At 43.8% G+C, this 25,909-nt stretch carries 24 protein-coding genes and 2 pseudogenes; 2 read left to right on the top strand and 24 right to left on the bottom strand.

Annotated elements, in window-relative coordinates; all coding sequences use genetic code 11:
* Positions 1-60: 60 nt before the first annotated feature.
* The 10 genes and pseudogenes from E4T81_RS16130 to E4T81_RS13355 all read right to left on the bottom strand — a co-directional run.
* Positions 61-336, bottom strand: a pseudogene (locus E4T81_RS16130) (glycoside hydrolase family 97 C-terminal domain-containing protein); the annotation flags it as partial.
* A gap of 410 nt (positions 337-746) precedes the next feature.
* A complete protein-coding gene (locus E4T81_RS13395; RefSeq protein ID WP_135045414.1) occupies positions 747-1,295 on the bottom strand; it encodes a glycosyltransferase in 549 nt (182 codons plus the stop codon).
* Positions 1,295-1,798 (bottom strand): glycosyltransferase, encoded by a 504-nt coding sequence (locus tag E4T81_RS13390; protein ID WP_209308204.1) that lies wholly within the window; start codon positions 1,796-1,798, stop codon positions 1,295-1,297. Before E4T81_RS13390 ends, E4T81_RS13395 begins: the two co-directional genes overlap by 1 nt.
* Before the next feature lie 16 nt (positions 1,799-1,814).
* The gene (locus E4T81_RS13385) at positions 1,815-2,918 is read right to left on the bottom strand and encodes a hypothetical protein (protein ID WP_135045410.1); all 1,104 of its coding nucleotides are present in this window, start codon (positions 2,916-2,918) and stop codon (positions 1,815-1,817) included.
* Positions 2,919-2,937: 19 nt separating this feature from the next.
* Complete coding sequence (locus E4T81_RS13380) at positions 2,938-4,056, bottom strand: glycosyltransferase family 4 protein (RefSeq protein ID WP_135045408.1); 1,119 nt, start codon at positions 4,054-4,056, stop codon at positions 2,938-2,940.
* Positions 4,057-4,140: 84 nt separating this feature from the next.
* On the bottom strand, positions 4,141-4,392 hold the full coding sequence (locus E4T81_RS13375; protein WP_135045406.1) for a hypothetical protein: 252 nt from the start codon (positions 4,390-4,392) through the stop codon (positions 4,141-4,143).
* Positions 4,389-4,616 carry a hypothetical protein gene (locus E4T81_RS15795; protein WP_209308203.1) on the bottom strand — a complete coding sequence of 76 codons (228 nt, stop codon included), beginning with the start codon at positions 4,614-4,616 and terminating at the stop codon, positions 4,389-4,391. The genes E4T81_RS13375 and E4T81_RS15795 overlap by 4 nt, the downstream gene beginning before the upstream one ends.
* 29 nt (positions 4,617-4,645) lie before the next feature.
* Entirely contained in the window at positions 4,646-5,614 is a 969-nt protein-coding gene (locus tag E4T81_RS13365) for a glycosyltransferase family 2 protein (protein ID WP_167761921.1), read from the bottom strand.
* A gap of 10 nt (positions 5,615-5,624) precedes the next feature.
* Positions 5,625-6,464 carry a DUF4422 domain-containing protein gene (locus E4T81_RS13360; protein WP_135045400.1) on the bottom strand — a complete coding sequence of 280 codons (840 nt, stop codon included), beginning with the start codon at positions 6,462-6,464 and terminating at the stop codon, positions 5,625-5,627.
* Positions 6,409-7,146 (bottom strand): beta-1,6-N-acetylglucosaminyltransferase, encoded by a 738-nt coding sequence (locus E4T81_RS13355; RefSeq protein ID WP_167761918.1) that lies wholly within the window; start codon positions 7,144-7,146, stop codon positions 6,409-6,411. The genes E4T81_RS13360 and E4T81_RS13355 overlap by 56 nt, the downstream gene beginning before the upstream one ends.
* Between E4T81_RS13355 and E4T81_RS13350 the strand changes: the two genes are divergently transcribed.
* Complete coding sequence (locus E4T81_RS13350; protein ID WP_135045396.1) at positions 7,116-7,304, top strand: hypothetical protein; 189 nt, start codon at positions 7,116-7,118, stop codon at positions 7,302-7,304. The two genes, E4T81_RS13355 and E4T81_RS13350, sit on opposite strands and share 31 nt — an antisense overlap.
* Before the next feature lie 53 nt (positions 7,305-7,357).
* Here the strand turns inward: E4T81_RS13350 and glf are convergent, their stop codons facing one another.
* From glf to E4T81_RS13300, 11 genes and pseudogenes are all read right to left on the bottom strand, one after another.
* Complete coding sequence (gene glf / locus E4T81_RS13345; RefSeq protein ID WP_135045394.1) at positions 7,358-8,485, bottom strand: UDP-galactopyranose mutase; 1,128 nt, start codon at positions 8,483-8,485, stop codon at positions 7,358-7,360.
* A 32-nt stretch (positions 8,486-8,517) separates the two neighbouring features.
* Positions 8,518-9,657 carry a polysaccharide pyruvyl transferase family protein gene (locus tag E4T81_RS13340; protein WP_135045392.1) on the bottom strand — a complete coding sequence of 380 codons (1,140 nt, stop codon included), beginning with the start codon at positions 9,655-9,657 and terminating at the stop codon, positions 8,518-8,520.
* Positions 9,657-10,721: a Coenzyme F420 hydrogenase/dehydrogenase, beta subunit C-terminal domain gene (locus tag E4T81_RS13335; RefSeq protein ID WP_245207082.1), complete on the bottom strand. Its 1,065-nt coding sequence runs from the start codon at positions 10,719-10,721 to the stop codon at positions 9,657-9,659. Before E4T81_RS13335 ends, E4T81_RS13340 begins: the two co-directional genes overlap by 1 nt.
* A 3-nt stretch (positions 10,722-10,724) precedes the next feature.
* Positions 10,725-10,886: pseudogene (locus E4T81_RS16125) on the bottom strand (4Fe-4S binding protein); the annotation flags it as partial.
* On the bottom strand, positions 10,879-12,414 hold the full coding sequence (locus E4T81_RS13330; RefSeq protein ID WP_135045388.1) for a lipopolysaccharide biosynthesis protein: 1,536 nt from the start codon (positions 12,412-12,414) through the stop codon (positions 10,879-10,881). The pseudogene E4T81_RS16125 and the gene E4T81_RS13330, both read right to left, overlap by 8 nt.
* A gap of 43 nt (positions 12,415-12,457) precedes the next feature.
* Entirely contained in the window at positions 12,458-13,222 is a 765-nt protein-coding gene (locus E4T81_RS13325) for a putative phage abortive infection protein (protein WP_135045386.1), read from the bottom strand.
* A gap of 124 nt (positions 13,223-13,346) precedes the next feature.
* Entirely contained in the window at positions 13,347-13,973 is a 627-nt protein-coding gene (locus tag E4T81_RS13320; protein ID WP_135045384.1) for a hypothetical protein, read from the bottom strand.
* 97 nt (positions 13,974-14,070) lie between these two features.
* Complete coding sequence (locus tag E4T81_RS13315; protein WP_135045382.1) at positions 14,071-14,589, bottom strand: transcription termination/antitermination protein NusG; 519 nt, start codon at positions 14,587-14,589, stop codon at positions 14,071-14,073.
* A 738-nt stretch (positions 14,590-15,327) separates the two neighbouring features.
* Complete coding sequence (locus E4T81_RS13310) at positions 15,328-16,959, bottom strand: hypothetical protein (protein ID WP_135045380.1); 1,632 nt, start codon at positions 16,957-16,959, stop codon at positions 15,328-15,330.
* Position 16,960: 1 nt separating this feature from the next.
* A complete protein-coding gene (locus E4T81_RS13305; protein WP_135045378.1) occupies positions 16,961-17,995 on the bottom strand; it encodes an HlyD family secretion protein in 1,035 nt (344 codons plus the stop codon).
* A complete protein-coding gene (locus tag E4T81_RS13300; RefSeq protein WP_135045376.1) occupies positions 17,992-19,305 on the bottom strand; it encodes a TolC family protein in 1,314 nt (437 codons plus the stop codon). Before E4T81_RS13300 ends, E4T81_RS13305 begins: the two co-directional genes overlap by 4 nt.
* A gap of 380 nt (positions 19,306-19,685) precedes the next feature.
* Between E4T81_RS13300 and E4T81_RS13295 the strand changes: the two genes are divergently transcribed.
* Positions 19,686-20,705: a PHB depolymerase family esterase gene (locus tag E4T81_RS13295; RefSeq protein WP_135045374.1), complete on the top strand. Its 1,020-nt coding sequence runs from the start codon at positions 19,686-19,688 to the stop codon at positions 20,703-20,705.
* A gap of 91 nt (positions 20,706-20,796) precedes the next feature.
* Here the strand turns inward: E4T81_RS13295 and E4T81_RS13290 are convergent, their stop codons facing one another.
* Genes E4T81_RS13290 through E4T81_RS13280 form a run of 3 tightly spaced genes read right to left on the bottom strand, consistent with a single transcriptional unit; the run spans position 20,797 to position 25,768 of the window.
* Positions 20,797-22,005 carry a PepSY domain-containing protein gene (locus tag E4T81_RS13290; protein WP_135045372.1) on the bottom strand — a complete coding sequence of 403 codons (1,209 nt, stop codon included), beginning with the start codon at positions 22,003-22,005 and terminating at the stop codon, positions 20,797-20,799.
* Between the two features lie 6 nt (positions 22,006-22,011).
* Positions 22,012-23,406, bottom strand: a complete 1,395-nt coding sequence (locus E4T81_RS13285) for a DUF4374 domain-containing protein (protein ID WP_135045370.1) — start codon at positions 23,404-23,406, stop codon at positions 22,012-22,014.
* Between the two features lie 16 nt (positions 23,407-23,422).
* Positions 23,423-25,768: a TonB-dependent receptor domain-containing protein gene (locus tag E4T81_RS13280; RefSeq protein ID WP_371683052.1), complete on the bottom strand. Its 2,346-nt coding sequence runs from the start codon at positions 25,766-25,768 to the stop codon at positions 23,423-23,425.
* Positions 25,769-25,909: the final 141 nt, after the last annotated feature.

The following is a 25,909-nucleotide window of genomic DNA, read 5'->3' as shown; positions in this document are numbered from 1 at the left end:
AACCTTAGCAATCTTTTTTGAGAAATTGTACTTATTGAAACCTCGGACTATAGAAGCGATTTAAATTTTCTTGATTTGTATTGCGGCTCCGCCTCCCGGTGCGAGCGGTTGACGAAGTTTCATTCCGGGTTTTACCTTAATCGTCCTGATCCGGTAAGCCTGCGGATTGTTTTTCCAATGGGCATCAGGCGCATCTTCATATATGGTTGCTTCATATTTGCCATCTTTAGGCAGGAAACCAAGGTCAATGGTTGCAGTCCTTGGATTTTCATCGGTGATTGCACCGACATACCAGTTATCGGAATTTTTATCAAGGCGCGCTACGGTGATGTATCTGTTGGGTTCGGCTTATGACACAGCCTCTTCTTAGATTAAATATTGGGCCGGATGTCACTCGACGGTGACGGACTTCGCAAGGTTGCGGGGCATGTCGACATTGCACCCTTTGCGCACGGCTATGTAATAGGCAAGCAGCTGCAGCGGTATTGATTATTAGCATTAATCAGCGCTACCCCCGCCGAGTCATACCCCCTGTACTCAAGCCTCTTCAACCCCCCGGTCAACACCGGGAGAGCCTCCCTAAATCCAATATAAACAAAAAACGTTGCCACGCACTTACTGCATGGCAACGCCTTATTCCGCTTCATCACGGTATCACCCTATAACGTCGTAAGCCCTAAGCCATCCGACACAGCGAGTTCACTGAATAGACACTAATGAAATGTTTACCATTCGACATTCCAATTTCACATGTATTTATCTGTTATAGAGTGATATATTTTTATAACATCACTTATATCAAAAGTAGTTTCGGCTTTTATTCGTCCGGCTTTTCCCATTATAACACGCTGTTCATGCGAAAGCATGATAAATTTTTTAATACATTCGGTAAGAGAAAATACACTGCGAGGTTCACATAAAAAACCGTTTACTCCATCATCGACTGTTTCTCTACATCCTGGAATATCGGTGGTTATTATAGGCTTCCGCATCGCCAAGCCTTCCATTAGCACACGCGACAGACCCTCATTATAATATGTCGGATGAACGATGCAATCACAGCCCATTATAATTTCCTTTACATTTGACCTGTAGCCCAGATAATCAATCAGTCCGTTTCTGACATCATTTTCCACAACCTCACGAGGAACATGATTAGGATAGTCTTCATCTATATCACCCAAGAGCATAAACTTCGCAGACGGATGGGAGTTTTTAATTAGACGTGCTGACTCTACATACTGTGAATATCCCTTATCATAGAGCACTCGTGATATCATTAAAAATTTACACATTATATATCAAATTTAGATAGATTTACACCTTCCCCTCCTTTCAGGAGAATCAACCGGTCAGAGGAAATAAGACTTTTCTTTATCAGTAAATCCTTGTTATATTTATTCAGCACCAACACCCACTCAGGAAATTTCAAGGCAAACTTATAAAGCCTACGCGCTATCTGACTTCCGATACTGTCGGAAGTGAAAACAAATCCCAATCCGGCAATCATCGCAGTTGACGGGATTTTCAATAGCTTAGAAGCGATTGAACCATATATATTAGGTTTAATCGTGTAATGAAATATATAATCGGGTCTTTCTCTTCGATATATTCCATATAAATTCATAAAATATTTTATATCCCGAATCGGGTTCATTCCGCCTCTGTCAACATCAATAGGAATATATTTAATATTTGGAGACTCAGGATTATATTCTCTATTCTTTGGAGCAACCAAAATCACACGCTTACCGGCATTCGCATAACTGTTTATAACATCTTCTCTAAAATTGATCAACTCCCTTAAAGAGTTATCACAAAATAGAATACATTGGCTTTTTGGAGGGTTTGTAGTAGGCATACAAATATGAAAACAAGATTATAAACAAGAATAAAAAATTAGTCCGATATCGAATTGCCGATCCGGCATTAAAAATACCAAAAGGATAATGAACAAATAATATACCCAGCACCGTGAATGAAATTGAATATAATGGCACGGGCGAAAGCTTGCCAAATTTCACAACTCTTATTATACCTCTTGATGCAAGCCAGATAAATATCAGAACAATACCCCAGCCCTCCAGTCCGGCAATAAAATTGAGTGGAGAACCAATCATTTCTGAAAATGTAGGTCCAACAAACGACTGTAACATCCCATATGGCGCATAATGCATAAAATCGCCCTCATTGACAAATATATTTGGCCTTGTAGAGGTTCCTGCAAAATCAAAATGTGCATACATCTGCAATGCTAAAACATCAATAAGCGGCTGCGCAATCCATAATACTGCAATAGCTAAGATTGTAATAAATATGGACAGCAAGCCCTTTGCCTCTGGAGTTCGTAATTTTGAACAAAGGTATATAAAGAGGAGACTTCCAAATATAAATGGGAAATATTGTGGCTTAAATACAATACAAAGATATGCTGCAAAATAATCTCTAAGTCTGATTTTAAATTTTCTATTCAAAAAATTAATAAACAACACACTAAATATTGCAGAAAAGACCAGTCCGACGGACTCTTTTGACAATATGGATGTCCAAATACAAAAATTAGGCAATGAAATAAGAATGAATAATACAATCTTATTTATGTATCTATACATCTCTGTTTTTGTTATTGTCCAATATACACAGTAAAAAGACATTAACATAAAAGGGAGATTCGCAATCAGCTCATTTCCTAAAGATATTCGGCCAAGAATCAAACCTATTATATCCATAACAGAAGTGCTATTAAATAAAGATAGACCTCCATTTTGGAATGCACTACCTCCACTTAAATATCTGGCAGTATCGCCAAGCGTGGATATTCTTCCGTAGACAAATACATCAAATAACAGATAAAAAATTCTGACACAAAAATAGGCTACCCAAAACCTGGGATATTTATGCCTAATATTTATCCTCATAAATACATACGAGTTATAATCAATTACGTAAAAATTCAATTAGCTTTGATGCAGAAGCATCCCAAGTCAATTCATTTTGAAAATAAGCAAAGGCTTCTTTATTCTTTGCTATTATAATCTGAGGATCTTTATAAAGCATAATTATCGCATCAGCCAATTCTTCTGAAGAACCCGCTTCAATGACAATTCCGCCACCGGCTTCAACTTGTGCTTTCAGTCCACCGACATCACTTGCGACAACTGTCCTTCCTGCCCCGAAGGATGCTGCAGCGACCCCTGATTGAGACGCTTCAGTATACGGGAGTAATGAAAAATCACTTTGCTCAAATAATTGAGCTATCTCCTCTTCCGATATCCAATGGTTTATTAAAGTAATTATGTCCGAATTACGTTTAATCATAGCTATTTCAGAAGATCTAAGCTCTCCCTCCCCGGCGATTGTAAGTTTAATTTCGGGAATACTATCTCTAATTTTATCAATCGCTCCAAGAAGAACCCCCAAACCCTTATATGGAGTAATCCTGCCAAAAAACAGTATTGAAAAATGAATCATATCAAAATCCGGCGGTGTATCGGATTTTCTGAAACAGAATCCGGCATGTGGTAATACAAGGACTTTATTTAGAGTTACTCCGTAACACTCTGCGACCTTGCATTTAAAACTGTCAGTAAGAACTATGTATCTTGAACTCTTTCGTTTAATATAATTAAATATAAGAGTTTGTATAGGATTTCTTTCTCCCGGATGAGGAATTAAGTCATGAATAGTAGTAACAATCTTGTCACTGTTAAAATGCCGAACGATTTTCCACGCATTTAATGTAAGCATTGGGATATAAATGACATCCGGACTCCATTTTTTTAATTCCTTCACACATTTTTTATATCCAGGACTCAGGAAAAAACTTTTTATGAATTCAAATCGGTTGGTGTAGGTTGGTAAAAAATATAGAATCAGGCTCCCTTCTTGTTTAAGATTTATCCATCTGTCACGGGATTCTATATTTTCAGAGACAATAGCGAAAATTTTTATATTCTTACGCAATAATGCACGACACATTTCGTAAGAATAGGTAGCACCACCACCCTTACGTCCTAAATAGACCATCCCGACTTTAAAAGAATCAGAATATAACATATTACTAAATATCTTGTTGTTTCTTTAGCTATTGTTATGGAGAAATAGCATTACCTCAGCGGAAGCACGTTGTAATTTATTGAATCAAGTAGGATATTTTACATTTCGTAAAAAGTCGGTCATTTTATTTTTAAGCACATTTGTATCATATTTCTCAAGAAATGTAATTCGAGAGTATTTTGCACTGTTTAACAAGCGTCCCTTTGAATTTCTCAATTGACCTATAGCATCAATAAATTCCTTTGGTATATTGCATCGTGCCCCGATTTTATCATATTCAATGTCATACCCCTCAAATGCTTCTTCTGTTCCGACAATCGGGCAACCATACATCATTGCCTCAATATCTTGTGGATTTTTAGCAAATGAATTAATGATTGATACAGCTTTTTCTTTTTTTCAAAAAGAAATCCATCTTTGCCATCATCGAGACGCTCTGGAGAATCCTCAAGGGCAAATGGCTCAGACCTGCAGATTATTGTTCCACAGATTCCATGCTCTATGCAACCAACCGTGCGTTGGCTGCTCTTGGATCTGAACTCAATATCAATTTTGCCCATGCGGCTTAGTATAAATTAATTTTTACGACTTACTTAGGAGAAAATATTTTAATTATTACACTAAATAATTTGTAAGGCATGTTTGATGCGATTAAGTAAGGAATTGTTTTTATTGAAATGTGGTGATTGCCAAGCAATAACTTTTGTTGTTGGACATCCTTAAAAACAGATTTCTCAATATTATAAACTATACAGCCTTTAAGTAAGGCTAATTTCTGACGATACATATATTCTGTCAGTTCAGGATAGTGCTTGTACAGAATTTTTTGCTTAATGAATTTTAGCTTGTCATCAAATATTCGTTTTAGATGTAAGATGTTTTTTGCATTTCTTTGTCCAATAATTCCGTTTTCTCTTACTCTATACCGATAAGTCGGTGCGATTAGTAATTTTAGTTTATGGCAGTAGTAAAATAGATAAAACGACCAAAGGACATCTTCATGTAATAATCCATCCTCAAACCAAATTTTATTGTCAATTAGAAAGTCTCTTTTTATCAGCTTATTCCACGCCATTTCATATATTTTGCGTGAAATGAATTTTTTAAAGATTTCTTCTTGATTCAGAATCTTGATATCATTGTCTATTTTCAATATCTCGAACTGTCCTTGACCTATTAGCTCGTAACTGCCTACGACAACATCATATTTTTCTTCTTTAAGTGGCTTGGCAAGAAGTTCTAACGATGTTTTTGTTAATTCATCATCAGAATCAAGAAATAATATATATGTTCCTTTTGCGTTTTTAATTCCTGTATTTCTTGCAGCTGATAAACCACTGTTTTTGCAATGACTTATAATTTTAAATTCTATATTACCATGATAGTTTGAAATAATCTTTTTAGCAATTTCCATGCTGTTATCATTCCCACAATCGTCTATTAAAATACATTCAAAATTATCTTTGTAGGTTTGATTGATTACTGAATTCAGGCATGCTTCAATAAAGTCTTCGACATTATATACAGGTATAATTATGGAAATATAGGGCGTATTCATTCGTTCTGTATTAATAAACTTTAGAGATAATCCCATCTAAAATCAATCCGGTTTTTAGAGGTGGTTCTATGGGGACTGTAGTGGGGCAATTAACACGTTTGGAAAGTCTGAAAGCCGCATCAAATCTTAAATTATTAATCAGATCTTTTATTCTGTTTGATGGTGTATCCATAACAATTTCAACCGTTTTCACATTAAGATTATTATGTTTCGCCCATAGTCCTAATGCCGTTTCTGCAAGATAGCCAAGTACACGGCGTTGACGCGTGTAACCGGAAATTTTCAGCCTGCTTTCTGTCAATTGAAGTACCAGAAAAATAAAATTGCAATAATCATCAAACATTTCTTTTGACATCAACATCATATTGCATTGGCTGAATTTATTTCCCATAAAGTAATATGATATTACATCCTCCTTGTATTCAGGGAAAAGAGACAGAAGGGAATCTATAAATATAGTGGTATCTTCAAGGCATGTCCAATAAACAAGTTCATTGTAAACTGATGTAGGAAGTGTAAGAGGCTTTGCCAACAATATTTCGTTGGAATCAGCAATCTTACATAATTGTTCATTGCTCATGTCGAAGTAGCGGCGGTAATGGCAGAGGCCGATATAGTCGACATCTTTGAGGTTTTTCCATGCCCAGTAGAGGGCGGTAAGCTCGCAGTAGGAGCCGTTTTTCTCGGAGATGTTGTCACCGGTGTTGTCACACTGAAACCCGAGGTCGAGCTCGGGGTGGAGCGCCTTGCCTACCTGTATGGGCATGTAGATGTCATCCTGGCGTATGTTGGGGTCAGCTTTGTGGCAAGCTACGAGTATCTTTATCCGTGGTTGCTTCTTTTCTTCCATTGAGTAAAATATGGTTAGATATTTTGTCTATTATTTTTTTGTCGATATTAGATGAGAATTTTCTTGCAAACAGGGCATCTGAAGTTATCAATTCCTGAAAATCATATTCATGCCATGTATAAGGACATCCCCGAGTCCAGTCGGTTTTGCGTGTCATTCCTGCAAAATCAAGTATTCTGCTGTAAACAGTATGTTTGTATGGCGATTCCATCATCAGAGTCTGCTTGTAAATTTCATCAGCGCAGGGCACCCAGCGGAACATCTTCAATATAGAATGTTCTTTATCCACGAGGTATCGGGCAAACTCGGGGGTTATCGAGACCCAATTGCACCCTTTATAGAGTTTCATATTCCACCGCCTTTTTAAACCAATACGCTTTTGCAATGACACCATTGCATCACGGTAAATATTGAGCAGGCCTCTGACATATCGTATTGGATACCTGTATTTGTCAATAAAAAAATGATAATAATTTGTCTTTAGAGCCAAGTCTTGTCGGTTGAACTCACCTTGTGCAAATCCAATCAGATTTGTGCCTTTTTTCAAAGAATCGAAAAATCTGTGTATATAATCCTGTGTATTCAATGGCAGGTCTTGCCCGGACAACAAATGAATGTAATCATATTCCCCATATCCGATAGCAGTCTTGAATGAAAGTAATTCTGCTTGGATTTGCGACAAGCTACCCCATTGAATATCAATACGTTGCTCTTGGGGGGGGTAATCAGACGACTTTTTCTGGTTTTAATTCCGGCGAAATCTTTGATATCACTTTTTTTATCAAGTATCAGGAATATGTCATTGCGCTCATCGTCTATAGTGCTGACGAGTGTCTGTAGACAATATGGATCGTTGTGTGCGATGATGCAGTAAGCGTGGCGTGACATTGGGTTTACTTAAATAGGTTGAGGACTTGGGCTACAATAGGTGCCATGTCGTAGTATTTGTATTCAGCGAGGCGCCCACCGAATATCACTGAGGTTTCCTGCTCGGCGAGCGCTTGGTATTGCTCGTAAACTGCCTGGTTGCGGGCATCATTGACGGGATAGAATGGCTCCATGCCGTCGGTCCACTCTGTGGAGTATTCTCGCGAAATCACTGTCTTGGGATTGTCGTAGACGGCATTACCGAAGCTCTCGAAGTGCTTGTGCTCGATTACGCGAGTGTATGGCACATCGGCTGAAGTATGGTTGACCACTGCGTTTCCTTGATAGTTGGGGTTATCGAGAATTTCGGTCTCGAAGCGCACGGTGCGGTATTCAAGCCTGCCAAAACGGTAGCCGTAATATTCATCAATTTTTCCGGTAAACACGATTTTATCAGCTACCGACTCCCAGTGACAGCGGTCGGCAAAGAAATCGGCGTCGAGTTTCACCTCGATGCCGTCGAGAAGACCGTCGATGAGGCGGTTGTATCCACCTATGGGTATTCCTTGATATGCATCGTTGAAGTAGTTGTTGTCAAATATCATGCGCACCGGCAGCCGGCGTATGATAAATGCAGGAAGTTCGGTGCATTTGCGACCCCACTGCTTTTCGGTGTAGCCCTTGATTAGCTGCTCGTAGATGTCCTTGCCTATGAGGGTCAACGCCTGCTCTTCAAGATTGCGCGGCTCTGCGATGCCGTCGGCTTTCATGCGCTCCACAGCCTCGTGGCGCTGTTCATCGAGCTTTGCCTGCGCCTCGGCCGGGGTCTTGACTCCCCACATCCGGTAGAACGTGTTCATGTTGAACGGCAGATTGTAGAGCTTGCCGTCGGGGGCCTGAGCCACAGGACAATTGGTGTAGCGGTTAAACGGCACGATAGAGTTGACAAAATCCCATACCTCGCGGTCAGATGTATGGAAGATGTGTGCACCGTACTTATGTACGTTAATACCCTCAATATCTTCGCAGTATATATTGCCTCCCGCATGAGGTCGCTTGTCAATGACAAGACAACGCTTGCCCTGCTTACGGGCGAGATGCGCAAATGTGGCGCCGAACAGCCCGGCACCTACTATTAGATAGTCATATTTCATATTCTATTCGTTGGTCTATGATTTGTTATTTGTCATAAATCCAAATTGTTTTTTAGGTATTCTATCGAACTATTCCTCAGTTTATTTATTGCACTTGTTGATTCTGTGAAATCGCAGTCAAATCCACTGTCTTCCAATAGTTCTGAGGGGCTGTTGATTACCCTGTCCTCAAGTCCGCACATAGCGAGCATCTGTCCCTGACGTGAGCCGGGCTGGACACAGCAGCTATAGAAAGGTACTTCAAAATTCATTGAGAAAATAGTGCCGTGAAATGTGTTTGTTATGACCAATGCCGCATTTGCGAGATATGACAAAATGTCAAGCGGACCTGCGTCCTGAATCATGGTTATCTCTTTGTCGCGATGGTAATTCAGCGGAGAGACGCAGTATACATCCATATCGTTTTTGTCGGCAAGTTCTTTTATCTTTGGAAGCCAGTTGTTAAGCGCCCTGAAGTTCCAATACAGCGCATACACGAAAATATACTTACGTTTCATGTCGGGGCGATACACTCCCGGCAATGAAAGCCATTCTCTCCTATCCAAAAGCCAAGTAGGATCACATACCAGTGCTACGTTTCTACCGGTAGCCTTTTCAATGTAATCGCGTATTATGGATTCACGAGTAGACAGTGCATCATACTGACAAAGCAAATCTTTGTATTTCTTGACATTGCGGAGTGTCTGTCCGCCAAAACTTGATGCGTAAGCCACTCTCTTTTTCGGAGTGCCGAATTGAAGAAAGTATGGCAATATAGCATTGTGTGGCTCATATTTAAACTCGCCACAGCCGATGTTCCATACCTGATCACTTCCAGAAACCAACACATCGTAGTCAAGATTGGCATCACACAACTGCTCATAGCCGGTATATCGTTTGGTGGTCGGTTTTAGAAACCGTGCAATGAAATCCTCATATTTTCTTGCTCTTTCCTTACGCGCTGCCTTAATGAATTGGAAGCCGAAGTTGTCAATCATCGAGCGCAACCCCTTTTTACGGGAAAAGTCAGTCTGATACCAAAAAGTCTGGCTTGGTGTGCGATAATCAATGGTCTCAACTGATTGGCCCAATTTTTCTATAGTTCTCACCGTGCCATACGTTTGCATCACGGAGCCGAAATTGTATGCCGCATGGTAAGTTATCAGACCGATTGGTTTATCTCTATTTTCCATTATAATATATGCAATAATCTTAATCCCTTAGACAGACACCTTACCCCGAAATTGCTTATCCGATTCTTTCGTAAGCACTGTATAATAGCATTGGATTCAAACCGATGGACAGAATCGGTAGCCTTTGCCGCAGTTCTCAACCCCTTTTCTCGACAGATTTTCAGAAATCTATCTCGCTCTTTTAGTCTTTCAAAAGGTTGTGAAAGGCATCTGTTATGTAATTTTGCCTCTTCAAATGTTCTTTTCTGTATGTCGAAAGCATCTTTTATCTCATTAAAATAATGAATCCCTTTTGCCGTATTCACAAGAATAAGCGAAACACCATTAAGATCAAACATTTCAGAATTTATATCCCGACCAAGTCCCCAAAAGTCGGCAGCAGTAATGTCCGAAATTCTTTCTTTTCGAGCGTAAGGACATTGCAAGCAGTTTTCTCGTAAAGAGATTCCTGTCTGGAAACAACGCATATAAGGATTTATAGTGTCATTTTCCTGTCGGACCACTCTCATATGTTCACCGCTACGGATTGCGGTACGCAATCCGAAGCGGATACATCCGTATCCGCTTCGGAGGTCTTCCTTCCATCTAAAATCCACGAATATATCCTCATGAGGCACGTTCTTTACCTCAGGATAAGAAAGCACTTGCTCGCGAAGCATTTTCATGGGCGGAACTCCGTGACAAACCAAATCCATTGTCAAAAGATTGTCGTAACGTTTTCTCAGGAAGCCCAAAAGACCTGAAATCTGACAGGGTGTACCTGTAAATAACACTTCTTTGCCATTGTCAAGATCGGCCTTGGCTTCTCGGTAAGTCAGGCGGATGTCGCTATGTACATATTTGCTGTTCTTTATTTTGTCCAGATTATTGGTATTGTCAATGCGGATATGTCCAATGTTTTCAAAATTCTCTTCAGCGCAACCGTAAACTACACCGCCATGGGATATTATATGGTTAGCAAGAACACTTGAAAATCCGCCGGAGGCAGTAGTCTTAATAATTGATCTATCTTTCGAAACGACGGCATACACATTTGCCGGAGCATTCAAGTCATAGTCGTTCAATTCAGGACAGACTTTAATACACAGACCACATCTGATGCATTTGTTATAGTCCACGGACGGATATCTGTATCCACAACCATCCTCCTTCATGGAAATGGCATCTTTAGGGCAGACATTCAAGCACCCCTGACAACCATAACATTTTTCGTGTGGGAGATTAATCATGTTGCTTATGTAGAATTATCGAAACTTTGTTTTTTATGAATTTCCTCTCATTATCGTTTATTCCAAATACATAAATTGCGATTACGGTAATTGTTGTGGAAGCGATGACAAACAGGACAAGACCAACAAAATCAAGACTTATGTATTGAGACAGCAAATAAGAAACCGGCACCGTAATTGTTGTTACATAGATAATTGGAAGTATTACATTCACAATGTATGCTCTTAAAGACAAGTGTATCTTTTGTCTCAGAATAATCAGACGTGCGCACAAGGCTAAGACTGAAATGACCAAATATGTGTAAAACACACTTTGAGGAGGATAACCCAATTTAAGGAATATATATGCGACAGGCACAATTGTCATGAGTACGCCACCAACAACCAGATGATATTTTTTTATATCGCCGGTAGCATCAGATGCCCTCATCAACGGTCCTGATATAGCATCCACAAGACTGATACACAAGAGTATTCTAACGAAAATAACTACATATTCCGGTAACTCGCCAAGCCAAAGTTGAAGAATATAAGGCGCTCTTATTGCAATTGGCACTGCCACCAATAGCAATAAGAAAGAAAAATATTTTGAGCTTTTAAATATCAAAGAATAGAAATATGAGAAATCTTTTCTTGCATACGATTGAATCAATTGCGGCACAACTGCTATTTGTACATTATTGAATATCTGGTTGACTGCATTTTGAACGGTTGTTGCAAGCCCCCTTGCCGCGTTAACGTACGGCATAAAGAACATTCCGAGTAATATATTTAATCCTTGGGTATACATCATTCCGGCACTGCATCCTACCATGCACCATCCGGCAAATACGGACATTTCCTTAAAAATTGCTTTGTTGAATTTTACCCAGTTTCTACTTTCGCTGAATTTGGCCTTGCTGTAAAAAAAGTAGAATAAAGCTATTACTATCTGCACGCAACATGTCAGAATGGCATACAACTTTAATCTCTCACTATCTGATGATGTCAGCAACGACAGGGCGACAATTAATGACAGCACAGACTGGATAATGGAAATCGTAGCGAAAACAGACATTTTTTCATGTGCCACAACTACCGCATTATATGGCAACGTCAAAACTTGAATTATTACGGTAGCCATACTCATTTGGAACACAAGCATAGCCACTGGAAACCTTTCTTGCGGTATAAGTAACTTGTGAGTCAATAGCCAAATCCCGATTGTTTCTGCCAAAACAATGATTATTGCAGCTATAATTAAATGTATGGTGCATGCTGTGCTGAAAATTACCTTCAGCTTATGCTTGTCTCCGTTGCCAAGTCCATAATTGATAAATCGCTGAGTTGCTGACAACATTGCCCCATTAATTACCGTAAAGAATGTAACAAGTCCTCCGACAAGATTATAGATACCATAGTCCTCAACGCCAAGCGCCTGCAATACAATTCTTGAGGTGAACAGACCAATTGCCATAACTACAATCATTCTTACATACAACAGAATGGAGTTTTTGGCAATCCGTTTATTTTGTCCTGACTCTGACATAATTAGTTGTGGCAATTGGAGATTTTGATGTTAGAATCGTTATTTAGCGATGGCTATAAGCGTATTTTGTATATGGATTTTTTATTTCGATGTCTTCCACAAGCATGTCAATACGGAGATTTTTGAGTAAAGCGAATTTTTCGATGAGTGGCTTGAACTTTTCTTGTCCGTAAGCCGACAGCCCGTTGTAGTACAGCCATATTAACTCGTACCTTGAGAGCTGACCACGAACCATTGAAGCATATTCATATCTGTCTTCTTCGTTTATAAGCGGTGAAGTTGCCACAAATTTGAATATACGGTATAGATGACGGAAATAGTGGTCGAAATAGGTTGGCGTGAAATTGTCTTCATATCCCCGCATGCCATCTTTTTCCAATAGACCCCGCATGCCATAATAATCTTCACCGTCAGATGCTTCATGAGGGACACTTTCAAACGCGCCATAGAAAACCTCCCGCCCTTTTAAATCAACTTTTACTTGGGAAAAGCGAGTGGTGTCGGGATTATTACCATAAATTACGTTTTCCTTGTTGTAAGCGTGTGAATAGGTTATGTTGTCCGTAATCTGCTGCTGTAATTGAAGCATATTGAAAAATGTATTTTCAAAACGCTGGCGTTTCAGGGTCTCATTCTGAATTTGGAACTCGGCTCTTGTGTCAGTAAGCTCCTTGCGTTGCAGTTCAAGTTCGTTACGTTGCAGGAATATGGCATATATTACTCCGGCAAAAGCAAGGGCAGAAAACAATCCGTTTACCAGTCCTGCCGCATCACCCGCCTCATTAGGAGATTTAGCAGTGTAAGTCAATGCGTATCCTATAAAAAAGAGCACACAACAAATTACCAAAACGGTAATTAAGCCTTTTAGACTCATCCAAAAATCCTTATCATCTACCATCGCTGCAACAATCTTCGTTGTATTCCTTCGCTATTTAGCAATTATTATGGAGAAATGTCGGGCGGTGGTGGGTGAGGAGGGTGCGTTTGAAGGCAGGTTCGTTGGCGGCTTCGAAGGCGGCGAGGTTGGAGGTGAGGAGGGCGTCGACGCGGCGGGTGATGTCGTAGTCGCTGAGTGTCGGGTCGAGGCACTCGCCGTGGCGGAACTGCTTGTGCCAGCGGGCAAGGCAGTCGCTTGCCCAGTCGAGCGGGCGGCCGAAAAATGACTTGTTGCGTTTGTTGAGTTCGATGGTGATCGCTCTGTACAGGTCATATATGTCGACCGATTTATCGCCTCTTATGCTTGCCTCAAATGCCCGGAGGATATAGCGGCTTGTGTAGGGCTCGCGTGCGGGGCTGTTGAACGCGATTCTGTGGACAAGGTCAAATCGGGCGATGACTGTCAGCGCGTCGGCAGGGGAGAGACTGTCTATTGTGGATTCGACATGTCTTACCCACATTTCGGCGGCTTGCCTGACCTCTTTTTCGTCGCGCGAGCGCCTGCTATGGGACATAAAAAGTCCCAGCTCGTTTGCCGCTTCAAATATGGCGGCAGCCGAGTCGGCGATGGCGTGTGCGTCACAGAAATCTGTGGACCGTATGTCAAGTCGGGGATTGGACATGTCTCAGTATAGTCCGGTTGTCAATGGGATGCCGGCAGGTTTATGTGCCGGTGCCCGATGTTTAGTGAGTAATATCAGCAATAAGTTGTGTATGTTTCTATAATTTTTGAAGGAGGTCAGGGTGAATGAACGGGAGGATGACCATGCAGACGCCCTCTATTTTCACCACCACATGCCTGTTTTTTCCAATGCGCTTCACAAAGCCCTCATATCCCTTGTATTGTCCTGCTGTCACTTTGACGCGGGTGTCTACCGTGAAATTTTCGGCTGTATAGATCCGGCATCCCGCAGTGTCATCGGCAGTGAGAAGGCGCATGAGGTCAATTGATTTTTGAGGTATGACTTGAATGTCGGGACTTTTGGGGTAACGGTATATCCAAAAGGGGATTGAAGCTACTGAAGAGAGCCTTCCGTCTTTTTCCAGGGCGAGAGCCTTGTCGCGGGTGGTCCTGATGAAAAGCACATGGGGGATAGTCGCCTTTTCGCGATATTTCCCGCCGGGCATCTTTATGCGTTCTTTGGGGAAGAAAATTTCTTCACATGATTCAGCCAGGACTTCCTCTGCCTTGAAATCCTGTCGGGTCTTAATAGCAAACCACTCTGTATTTTCCTCCATAATTCACTTCCGGTCAATATACTTCTAATCCTCTTGCGTGGCGGCAGATTATAGTCTTGACCACGCATCATTCACAACCATCCGTCAGCCTTGGCTTCGGATCTCCGGGATTAGCCTGTCCAGGAACTTCCCCGGTGGTTGTACCGCCCCAATTCTGGATACCTCAAGAGCGATGTTGGGACTAAGCAACTCTTGGGAAGAGTCACTTATATATCGACACGAGCTGATTTCCAGCTATTTATTATGATATTTTGGGGGAATTGCTAAACAATTGTCAATTTAATATTCAACAAACTATGATTTCTACTCGAAAATGACGTTGATTTACGGGAAAATTATTAAATTTGCGGTCACTAAGTGACTCTTCCCAAGAGATTTGAAAAACAAGCGAAATAAATCCTTAAATTTTTAAGCAAATTTTATAGCCACCTTTTTTACCTGCGCTTGCATTTCTCCCTCTCGGGCTTCCGGCAGCTCACCCGTTCTGGACTGATGCACCGGTTGAATGGACTTCACAGAAGGCATGGAATTCCAAGCCATTTCCGAAAGACCATCTCTGGAAAGATGAAATTCAAACAAATGACCTGTTCTAAAAATGTCTAACCGGGCTCATGTCTGCCGGCATACTGAAATATTCCGGGTAGAAATGCCGTTGAGGGATAATGAAATCCTCTGAAATCACCCGGATTTCAGAGGATTTCATCGTTTTAGTCTTATGATTGGGTTGTTTTATGGTGTTTACATCAGTGTCGTTCTTTCGATATGCGGATCTCGGTATTCTTTGTTTGTTCTTACCATGTGCTTTATGACGCGGCGTACAGTGCTCCATTTAGGAAAGATTGCAAATGGTCTTACTGAGCTGTAACTTAAAAGAATTGCGGTAAGCGATGCGAGTGCGATAATGAGTAACCAGCCGTAAATCTCTTTCATGGACACGACCAGTGCCTGAGTCTGCACCATTCCGTATAGCTGACCGAGCGGGGCAAAGGCTATGTCGGGATTGGTATTTGATATGTTGGCTCCAAGCAATGCGGCATTTTTAGCCATAGTGTGGCGCAGCAGTTCTCCGATTATGGCGGGACCGAGTGTGGCACCCATTACCGCACCGGTGAAACCATTGATTGTCAGTGCCTGAGGAAATACTTGAAAAGGCAGTCCGCTCTGCACGATTGACGTAAGAAACACTATTGAGATTATCACCGCCGCCGCTCCACGGAAAAATAGCGGAATGAAAAGCATCTCTTTCTCAACCCCGTAGTCTATGAAGAAGTAGAAATATGCGAGATATATTATAGCCAGAGTAAAAGCAATGGCGGTCATGGTCTTGTAACGCCATTTGCGCAAGGCGAATGTGAAATATGTGAAGCCACATCCCGCAATAATGCCGGCAAAAACATACCAGTTGAGGTCAATCAGGTTTGTCTCGTCAAAACCGAGGATATTTGCGGCATAGCTGTGTTCAAATACATGTTCAGTGGCTATGAGCGTGAAGAAAACAAGATATATTCCGGTAGCGCGGATTACATTGCGGTTTTTCATCGCCCGGAAACTGATATATGGATGATGGAGAAAAGTTGCCCGCCAAAGGTTGATTGCGAGACAGGCGAGTGCTATAAGCGCGGCTCCCCTTATCTCGGCGGCATCCCACCAATCGAAATAGTTGCCATATACGCAAATGAAAGTGAAGCACATCATGAAGCCTGCCCACAGTAATGCGCCAATCCAGTCAATGCCGAGCAGGGGGATGAACATCGGTCCTCTTACAGGCTTCACAAGTATCATGACCACTATCATCATAAGGGCAAGCAGTCCGGTCATTGTCCAGTGCATATATTCCCACTGAGAGAAAAATGCCGTATATATTGTGGCTATGCCGCTAAGCTGAATTACGCTGTCGACTATTATATATACGTAGCAGAAGAAGATTGCCATATCCCTGACCGGGGTAAGCCACAGCTGTATAGTGGAATTACAGGCGAATGTAGCCTGCATCCTGAACCATCCGGCGATGAAACAAGTGATTACCAGAAGCGGGACACTTGTCGTACAGGCACATATCACGTTAGCGGCAATCAGCACCATGCACGACACAAGAAGTTGAGTGCGGGCCGAGAACCGGAACTTAATGCGGAACATCACGGCAAAGTTTATCGCCAGCCCGATAAGGGAGGCGTAACCAGCCATAAGAATATCCTCCTGCATCAGTGCGGTTGTCCCGACCATGTCGGATGCGGCGGCGAGATAGACACCGCCCGAAAACTGTATAATCAGGACAAAGAATATGAATAGATACGGTTTTAACCGCCGTGGAACATAATCAGGTACATCCGGTATGTCAAACGGATCCTGCGGTGCGTGCCAGTCTGCCATATCAGTATTTCACGCTACATTCGACATTCATTCCCGCACTCAGTCTTGCCATATCCCCGGGCTTATTATCGGCACTGAATTCAATCCTTACCGGCACGCGCTGACGCACTTTGACGAAATTGCCTGCCGAGTTGTCCTGCGGCAGCAGCGACAAGGATGCTCCGGTAGCGGAGGAGATTGACTTTACTTTGCCGGTGAAGGTGACATCAGGCAGTGCATCCACCTTTATCTCTACATCGCTGCCGGGCGCGATATGACGGAGCTGGGTCTCCTTATAATTGGCAGTAACCCAGATGTCCTGTGAATCAACTATGTCAAGCAGAGTCTGACCGGGCTGAACAAGTTGTCCTGTCTGTATCTCTTTTCGTGAGGCATAACCATCACAGGGCGCGGTAATCACTGTGTAGCTGAGGTTTAGCTCGGCAGTCTCCAGCAAGGCTTTCGCCAATTCGATGCCTGCCTCCGACTGAGATATGCGCCTGCGGTTTATATCCACCACCGCCGAAGTAGCCGAGCGTTGGCGCGACAACATTTCATAACGAGCCTTTTTTGCTTCATAATCGGTCTTTGCACCGTCATATTGCTGGCGAGTGACGGCATCCTGAGCCAGTAGCTTTTCGTAACGGGCAAGATCTGTCGACGCCATTTCCATAAGCACTTTTGCTTCGGCAATCGCCGCCTCACTGACTGCAACATTGGCTGATGCCGAAGTGACCGAACGGTCAGCGACATCAAGTCCGGCGAGGGCGTTCTGATAATCGGCACGTGCTCGCGCTACATTCAGCCTCATGTCGGCATCGTCAATAATCACGAGTGTATCACCCTTTTTCACCGGCTCATACTCGTTGAAGCGTATTTCCTTGATATAACCCTGCACACGGCTGTTGACAGGAACTATCTGCCGACTTACCTGTGCGTTGTCGGTAAACTCGACATTCCCGAGGTGAATGAACCGGGAGCCTACCCAGATTGCTGCTACGACGATTACTGCGATTGTGATAATATAGGAGAGTATCTTTTTGCTGCGATGTTTCATATTTTTCCGGTGATAAACAAGAGTTTGTAATAATAGTAGATGATGTTGATGCGGGCATTTACAAGCTGTTGCTCCGCATCGAGCCGAGCATTGGCTGCATCCAGCATGTCAGTGATTAGAGCCATGTCGGCAGAGTAGCGGGTGGAGGTGGTGTGGTAGTTACGCTCTGCAAGTTCCACGCTTTTCTGTCGGGTTTTCAACTCTTCGTAAGCTTCGAGGTAACGGACGTGGTCTGCGTTGACTGCCAGCGTTACAGTCTCACGCGTGGCGTCGAGCTGCTCGATAGCCTTTCGGGTTGCCGCGCGACTTCTTGCCAGCGACTTGTCGCTTTTGTATAGCGATGAAATGTTATAGTTTATGCCGATGCCTACATACCAGTAACTGAGATTGCGGTCAATTGGGGGCACTTCGACAAGTATAGGTCCGTCCATGCTCCATCCGGCCTGTAGTCCTATCTTGGGCAGACGCTCCGAGCGCACAAGCGACTCTGCCTTCCGGCTTATTTCGACACCTGAACGGGCGAGACTCAATGACGGGGAGTTGGCAACAGCCTCTGCCTGCCACCATGCGGCGCTTTCCTTCGGCAGTGATTGAGCAAGAATGGTGCTGTCAGTGACAATAACAGTGCCCTGCGGAAGTCCTGCGGTTGTGACCAGATTTGTGTTGAGTATGTCGATTGTATTGTTGATTCTGATGAGTTGTAGTTCAAGATTGGAAACGAGCAATTCATATCGGGTAATGTCATTCTGCAATGCAGTGCCCTGTTCATATCGGGCTTTCATTTCCTGAAGCACCTTGCGGGCAGCTGCGATGTTTCCCTCTACCACAGTTCTCAAGTTGTCATACTTATAGATGTCGAGGTAAAAACCGGTAAGCTGAAAGCGTATATTGTCGCGCTGGAAGTCAGTGGCATACCGGGCTGCTGTCGATTTCAGTTCGGCAAGCTCAATCGCGCTCGTCACCGCCCCGCCCGTATAGACCGGTTGGGTGATGTTGACCGACAGGGCGTTGCCGAAATGAGGGATTGGAGCCTTCTGATAGTCGCTGAAGTTGCGTTTGGTCGTGAAGCCATCGCCGATATAGCTTAATGACAGCGAGGCGTTGATGTCGGGCAGACGACCTGCACGGGCAACGCTTATTTCCCGTTCGGCTTCTGTCTGAGCTGTAAATGACGGACGGAGTTGGGAACTATTGGTCTCAGCTGACTCGAAAATTTCTTCGAGAGTTATGACCGCCTGACCGTAAGCACACACTCCGCCGCTCGACAGGACGATTGACAGCAGTCCTGTGAGCAATCGAAGATTGTTCATAATGTGAAATTTATAAAATTGCTGATGATTATGATTGTCTCAGCCGATTTTGCTGAGAAAGGTAGGTTTATACAAGTGCATTAACCGGAGCTGTGCTTTTCCAGTTTTCAAGATAACCCCAGTTGTTTACTGACGGGGACGATGTTTCGTTGGCTATTGATATACTGTTCATTTATAAGCAACTCTTTGTGAATTGCACTGCAAAATTACTAAAAATTGTTGAAACAGGGAGTCTTTTAAGGCTCTGTTTTTTTAGTCGGCGATACAAGTGGAGTGTTCGAGATGTCATTAACCGTCAATTCAGTGTTATTCGCCATCAAGACTAAACTTATTCTTCCTCAATCGTCTTAATTTATAGAAACAGATAAATTAAAGCAAAAATGAATATCAAGATTTTTTTGGGTTACATTACCGTTGGTCTATGCCTTGCCTCGTTTAGCGTTCCGTTGTCAGGATGCGCACACAAATCTGATAGGAAATCAGCGGAAACTATAGTCAGGACTGATTCCGACAAAATGCGCGGGGAGAAACGTCGCGGTGGTCCGCAATTAGGTCAGCCCGGAGGAGGACCGGCGATTGACAAGACTGACGACGCCACATTGCAATCCATGATAAAGGACGTAATGCCATATTTCAAACAACTTGAATATACCGATTCCGAGACCGGAAAGTCGATGATGTATAATCTGTATTCACCCCAAAATATTGAAGAGGGCAAGACATATCCTCTCGTATTGTTTATGGCTGATGCAAGTACGCCCGGCACAGATGTTACTCGCCCATTGACACAAGGATATGGAGCATTGGTGTGGGCTACTGACCAATGGCAGGCTCAACATCCCTGCTATGTCCTTGTCCCGCAATATTCCGGAGTCGCTGTAAATGACGCTTATGAGCATACAGAAGAGGTTGATATGGTGGCGCGGCTTGTGAAAAAAGTCGCATCACAAAATCCGATTGACAACAACCGGCTTTACACCACGGGACAGTCGATGGGCGGAATGATTTCAATGTATTACAACTCGGCTTATCCTGATTTATTCGCTGCTTCAATCTTTGTGGATTGTCATTGGGACAGCGCGACATTTCCTGAACTCGTAAAACACAAATTTGTATTTATCACAGCGGGCAAAGCGGGAGCCTTCGATTTACTTGAGCAAGCGGCTAAAGATGCGGGAGTAAAATATGAATACACTGATTTCAGCGCTAAATTACCTCAGGCTGAGCAGGATTCTCTCGCAAGTGCCGTGCTTGCAAAAGGAGCGCCGATAACGATAATCAATTTTACATCTAAATCTGTTCTTCCTGATGACGGCAAAGGCAGTGAGCATATGTACTCATTTGACTACGCATATCGCCTTACTCCGGTAAGAGAATGGCTTTTCAAGCAGGTCAAATAAAAATTTAAGGTAAAAGATTGTTTATAGAAAAGGGACTGCCCAAACCTTTGTTAGACAGTCTCTTTTATGTACAGCCCTGTAAGTCACTAAGCTATTGTTGACGTGCCATCGTGTGGCGTCCATGTTTTTTCTTACCGAGGTGCTTTATCCATATATAGTAGCCTGTAAGCGGGAGTGATGCTCCGAGCAGAGCGCTTAAAAGCCACAGGATTCTTGTCAGCATACCGCCCCAGCTTCCGGTGTGGACTGCATATATCCAGCCGCGGAGTTTGTCGGCGGGTAGGGAATCGGCATATTTTGTGGCAGGGGTTATCTCGCCTGATCTGCGGTTGAACTCATATTTGTCAGCTGCACGTCCGTTTCCGGTTGTGCCTAACGTGACAGAGGCTGTCTCTGAGCCGATGGTAATCTGTGGCGCATCGGGATTCTGTGCCCTCAACTCTTCATAGACCTGCTGCCAGCGTCCGAATTCCGAATGGTGGCGGCGACCTTCGCCTCTGCCTTCTCCATGTCCTCCACGTCGGCCTCCTCTGTGATTGCCGCTACCTTCTCCATTACGGCGACTGTCACCATTAGTCTTTTCCCCTGACGCCTGAGTGAAGTTTCTTGGAGTGTGTTCCACTCCGCATACAGCGTAGAAAGCCGTGCGATACCAGTTGAATGACCATGTAAGCCCGGTCAAAGACATGGCAAGGACGAACACAAGCACATACATTCCGCCTGCCACATGCAGCCCTTTCCACAAGCCACGCCAGCCGTCCTTGAAGGAAATAGACATGCTGCGCCGGAAATTCTTGCGCGCCCTGGGCACCCATATAATCACGCCGGTTATCAGTGCAATCACGAATATAAGCGTGGATATGCCTACGAGAAGTTTGCCTGCCTTGACGCCATCACCATGAGGATTGGCGCTGTCAAGAAGCCAGCGGTGTAGCTTGAACATGGTCGAGAAGAAACCGATGCGCTCATATCGTCCCGTTATATCGCCTGAATACTGGTCAATAAACAATGAGGCACGGCGCGGTTTGGAGAGATTAACCTGGTAGGTGCGCTCTCTATCGGCAAATACTGTCACTCCTGTAATGGAAACGGAATCAGGCAATGTTGCCTTGACCGTTTCCATCAGTTCTTCCATCGGGAGCGGTTCACTATCCGATGAGCCTACATAGTAAACATCGCTTTTGATACTGCGGGTTATTTCCGGCTCGAAAATGAGCATTGCTCCCGAGAAGCATATCAGAGTGATAAGTATGCCGAATGGGACAGAAAGCCAGAGATGTATTTTGCGGAATATTTTCATGCCGGGTTATTTTACGGTTTCAAGAAATCCGAAACCTGTTATATCTGACGCTCCTTCGATAACTACACCCTTGCTTGCCAGGGCGGTGGACGGGTCTATGCGATATATCGTAGGATAGCCGTTTTCAACGTTGACCGGGATGTAAACGTTGCCGTTACGGGTATAAACCGTCTTACCCAATGATGTGATATTGGACGGCAGACCGTTGACATAAGTCAGCTTTTTTGCGGTGGCGTCAAAGATAGCAAGGTCAGTGCCGGCAAATCCGCTCTGGGTAAGAGGACGGTCATACATCACCATAAGGAAATAGTTGCCTCCCGCCGGCCAACAGCGCATGAACGACTTGCCGTCGGCTTGTGACTCGATATCGCAGTAGTAGTCGTCAAACTGCTTGCTGCCTGCCGGGATACGGCACACACCGGCATTGAGCCTTGTCTTCTGAAGCGGGTCGGTCATGGTTTTGGCGTAAGAGGGCGAGAATACATAGATGTCGCCATTATCCGCTGCCCATATTGTCTGGTAATACTGTGACCTGTAGCGTCCTGCCGGAGAGCTGATGCGGTCGGTCTTTGCAAGTGTGGGGTTCAGAAAGTCATCATTGTCGTAGATTGCCACCCAACATTCATCAGGATATTGAGTGCCGACAAGTTCTCCGGCTTTGTATGAACCCGAGCCTGAACCTCCCGCCTCGGCATGTACCAGATGTTCATAACCGTCGCGAATCCACTTCCCGTTGTCATAGGCGGCTCCGTATTGGCTCAGCCCCATCGGGATTGCTCCGCAATATAGCCTTGAACCGCTTTGCTCAGCACCGGCAAGAGTCACATACTCGCCATTGCCGAGGAAATTTTCCATCAGGTAAGGATGTTCTGCCGTTGCGTGATTGGTAGTGGAAGTCTCGTTTACTACATCAAGATAAGTCACGTTGAGCATTTTGGCGTGATAGCCGTTGCCATCAACGACGTCGGCCGACTCTCCAGTAGCCATTGTAAGAATGTCATTGTCGTAAGCGCCATATGATGAAAATCGGCTTATACGGTATTCCGTTCCGCGTGCTTTCATTTCACCGTCGTCACCGAGGATATAGCTGCGGGTGGTTCCGGCATTGCCCTGATTGTAAGTGAGGGCATAGAGATAATTTTTGTGAAATACCCACTGTGTGGCTCCGTCGTTGAGTAATCCGTTGTTGATAGGCGAAAGGGTGCCCTCGTCAAGCGATTCTCCGGTCAGCAACACGTAGGATGTAGCATTGGAGCCTTGTACGGTTGTGGCAAATACAAATTTACCTTCGCCATCAGCTTCTGTACCTCCGGTATTTGGTTCATCGGACTCGGAGCATGAGGTCAGTGCCACGGGCACTACGAGCGCGGTTAATGCGCCAAACAGAATTGTTCTCTTCATTTCTATTATTATTTTATCAGTTACCAAAATATATTCTTACTTTACCATAGAATGCCCGCCCGGCTTTCTGGAGGCTGAAATTGTCATAGAGACGTTCATTGGTAAAATTGCGACATTCGAATGAAAGGTTGTACCTGCCGTTTTTAATGCCGTAGGATACTGTGAGATTATGGGCGAATTGGTCAGGCACCATGTAATCGTTGTTGTTTGAGCCTATGTTGGAGGCGTAGTAGCAGAATTTATGGGTGTATTGATTGTCATATGTCACGGTTAGGACATTGCGTTTTCCGCCCAAGCCATGCCAGTAGAAGTTTATATCGGAATCGGCAAACATATAAGGCTGATTAGGCATTCGCTCCCGGTATGCGACATTAGCTACGGTGCTTCCCATTGCGGTCTTCATATTGTCGCGGACATTCATCTGAGTGAAATTGCCCCCGAGGCTCAGCCATTTTGAGAAATTGTAGCGGGCAGAGATGCTGATTCCTTTAGTGTCGACCTTTCCATAGTTGACGTAGGTCGCGGCAGATTTTCCTCCGCTTAAAGCCATGATGTTGCGCTGGATATAATCGCGGGTGTCGCGATATATAAACCCTGCCTCGACATAAAATGTATTGTTGCCAAAAGTTGCGTTATAGCTGAGATTGAGATTGATGTTGTGACTTGATTCCGGCTTCAGCTCCATGTCGCCTACTTCAAGGTCTTCATCGCCAAACATCTCTTCGATTGTAGGCAGGCGGTAAGCTTTCTCATAAGACGCTTTTAGCTGAAAGCCAAGAGGCATGAACCAAGTCCCGGCCGCGCCATAGCCGAATGCATCTACCGAACGTGAACTTTTTATATAGGAGTCCTGCGCCGCCGACGTGGCGACCGGACCTGACACGTATTGGTGGTATTGCTTACCGAATGTGGTAAAATTAAACTTGGTGTTTGGCATGTATCTGTAAGATAGCCCCACGATATTTTTGCTTGTGACCTTACCTATTTCATCGCTGCTTACAATAGCTGCAAGCAGATTGTCATTAGAGCGGTTGAATGTGTTAAACACATCGTTGACAGTAAAGAGATGTTTTTCGCCAAGACGGTAATTGGCGGTGAATGTCGCCGACCAGTTATTGTTGTTGGCACGCGAGTTCTGATAAGACTGTTCACCCGGCGAATTTAGCCGGTCAGTCTCTCCCCGCCAGTTGTATTTGACTGACGCGGTGTCTACGTTTACTGTGACGTTTCGGTTGTAGTTGGCATTAAATGCCACGTCAAGCCCGCGGGTAAGCAGGTTGCGCTTGCCATATTCCAGCGACCCTATGAGCGAGTGACCGTGACGGTGTTTTTGCCCATAGACAATTTCTTGCCTTACGCCCGTCTGCATCTCCTTATACATGTGGGAATAGGTAAATCCGGCGATAAGCCTGTCGGCCCACGGTTTATCGACAAATCCTATTTTGGCAATTATCGCCTCGTTGTGGTAGGTGTCGTTGAAGCGGCGCACGTGTTCAAGTTTATTCCTGTTTATGGCGCCTGTCGCAAAATCCTCTACCGGAGAGTCGACCCAATAGTCGTTGTTGGAATAATTCTGAAATGCGTTGATTTCATATTTGAATCCGTTGCTTAGGGTCTGTCCGAAATTGATGTATGTCTTGTGGGTGTTGAAAGAGCCGAAAGAGTAAGATGCATCGACAAACCATCGGCGACGGCGCTTTGGAGTGACGATATTTATGACTCCTCCTATTGCATCGGAACCGAACCCGACAGGAACGACTCCACGGTACACTTCGATGCGGTCGGCAAAGTTCACAGGGATATTGTTGATGCCAAACGAACTGCCTACACCTTCCTGCGGCACCCCGTCGATAAACACTTTTACATGTTTCCCGCTGAAACCATCCATTGTGACTGCCATATCTGACCCGACGCCTCCGCTCTCGCGAATTTTCATTCCCGGGGCTTTGGACAGAGCTTCGCTAAGAGTCTTAGTGGTGTTAACCAGCTCTTTGGTGTCAACTGCAGTTGCATTAAACGCTGAATTTTTGACCTTGCTCAATGTATTGCCTACGACTATGACTTCAGCCAGTTGGGTCGCCGGTCTTAATTTCACGTTTAATTTTGTGCGCTCATTGGATTTTATTGTCGCTTTCAGCTCCACCTTTTCAAAACCTACCGATGAAAACACTACAGTATAGTCACCTGCAGGGGCATTTATGTGGTATATGCCTTTGTCATTGGTTGTCGCGGAATACATTGTCCCTTTTAGCGAGACATTGGCATAATCAATCTGTTCACCGTCAGTTGAAAGCACTTTTCCGGAAATCATGCCGGTTATCTCCCTTGCCGACAGGTTTAGTGATAATAAGCAGAATGTCATTATAGCCAAAATGTATTTCTTGGATGATACCATATATTGAATCGGTTATTATGAAAAATTTTGTGCAAAGTTCGGTACTTTGCCATATTTTTGAAATACCTAAATTTAAGTATGGCTTGTGTAATAATATGTATTTCAGTG

The organism is Barnesiella sp. WM24, assembly GCF_004570975.1.
Taxonomy (GTDB): Bacteria; Bacteroidota; Bacteroidia; order Bacteroidales; family Muribaculaceae; genus Muribaculum.
Note: the sequence above shows the minus strand (reverse complement) of the source record. Positions and strands in the feature narration are given on the sequence as shown.

Bases quoted from the DNA above. Each gene is read 5' to 3' on its own strand.
- E4T81_RS13320 (WP_135045384.1), bottom strand. From the start codon at position 13,973: ATGTCCAATCCCCGACTTGACATACGGTCCACAGATTTCTGTGACGCA.
- E4T81_RS13305 (WP_135045378.1), bottom strand. From the start codon at position 17,995: ATGAAACATCGCAGCAAAAAGATACTCTCCTATATTATCACAATCGCA.
- E4T81_RS13380 (WP_135045408.1), bottom strand. From the start codon at position 4,056: ATGTTATATTCTGATTCTTTTAAAGTCGGGATGGTCTATTTAGGACGT.
- E4T81_RS13315 (WP_135045382.1), bottom strand. From the start codon at position 14,589: ATGGAGGAAAATACAGAGTGGTTTGCTATTAAGACCCGACAGGATTTC.
- E4T81_RS13290 (WP_135045372.1), bottom strand. From the start codon at position 22,005: ATGAAAATATTCCGCAAAATACATCTCTGGCTTTCTGTCCCATTCGGC.
- E4T81_RS13280 (WP_371683052.1), bottom strand. From the start codon at position 25,768: ATGACATTCTGCTTATTATCACTAAACCTGTCGGCAAGGGAGATAACC.
- E4T81_RS13310 (WP_135045380.1), bottom strand. From the start codon at position 16,959: ATGGCAGACTGGCACGCACCGCAGGATCCGTTTGACATACCGGATGTA.
- E4T81_RS13285 (WP_135045370.1), bottom strand. From the start codon at position 23,406: ATGAAGAGAACAATTCTGTTTGGCGCATTAACCGCGCTCGTAGTGCCC.
- E4T81_RS13340 (WP_135045392.1), bottom strand. From the start codon at position 9,657: ATGGAAAATAGAGATAAACCAATCGGTCTGATAACTTACCATGCGGCA.
- E4T81_RS13395 (WP_135045414.1), bottom strand. From the start codon at position 1,295: ATGTGTAAATTTTTAATGATATCACGAGTGCTCTATGATAAGGGATAT.
- E4T81_RS13350 (WP_135045396.1), top strand. From the start codon at position 7,116: ATGAAAGTAATTCTGCTTGGATTTGCGACAAGCTACCCCATTGAATAT.
- E4T81_RS13295 (WP_135045374.1), top strand. From the start codon at position 19,686: ATGAATATCAAGATTTTTTTGGGTTACATTACCGTTGGTCTATGCCTT.
- E4T81_RS13375 (WP_135045406.1), bottom strand. From the start codon at position 4,392: ATGATGTATGGTTGCCCGATTGTCGGAACAGAAGAAGCATTTGAGGGG.
- E4T81_RS13330 (WP_135045388.1), bottom strand. From the start codon at position 12,414: ATGTCAGAGTCAGGACAAAATAAACGGATTGCCAAAAACTCCATTCTG.
- E4T81_RS13360 (WP_135045400.1), bottom strand. From the start codon at position 6,464: ATGGAAGAAAAGAAGCAACCACGGATAAAGATACTCGTAGCTTGCCAC.
- glf (WP_135045394.1), bottom strand. From the start codon at position 8,485: ATGAAATATGACTATCTAATAGTAGGTGCCGGGCTGTTCGGCGCCACA.
- E4T81_RS15795 (WP_209308203.1), bottom strand. From the start codon at position 4,616: ATGGGCAAAATTGATATTGAGTTCAGATCCAAGAGCAGCCAACGCACG.
- E4T81_RS13300 (WP_135045376.1), bottom strand. From the start codon at position 19,305: ATGAACAATCTTCGATTGCTCACAGGACTGCTGTCAATCGTCCTGTCG.
- E4T81_RS13385 (WP_135045410.1), bottom strand. From the start codon at position 2,918: ATGAGGATAAATATTAGGCATAAATATCCCAGGTTTTGGGTAGCCTAT.
- E4T81_RS13365 (WP_167761921.1), bottom strand. From the start codon at position 5,614: ATGAATACGCCCTATATTTCCATAATTATACCTGTATATAATGTCGAA.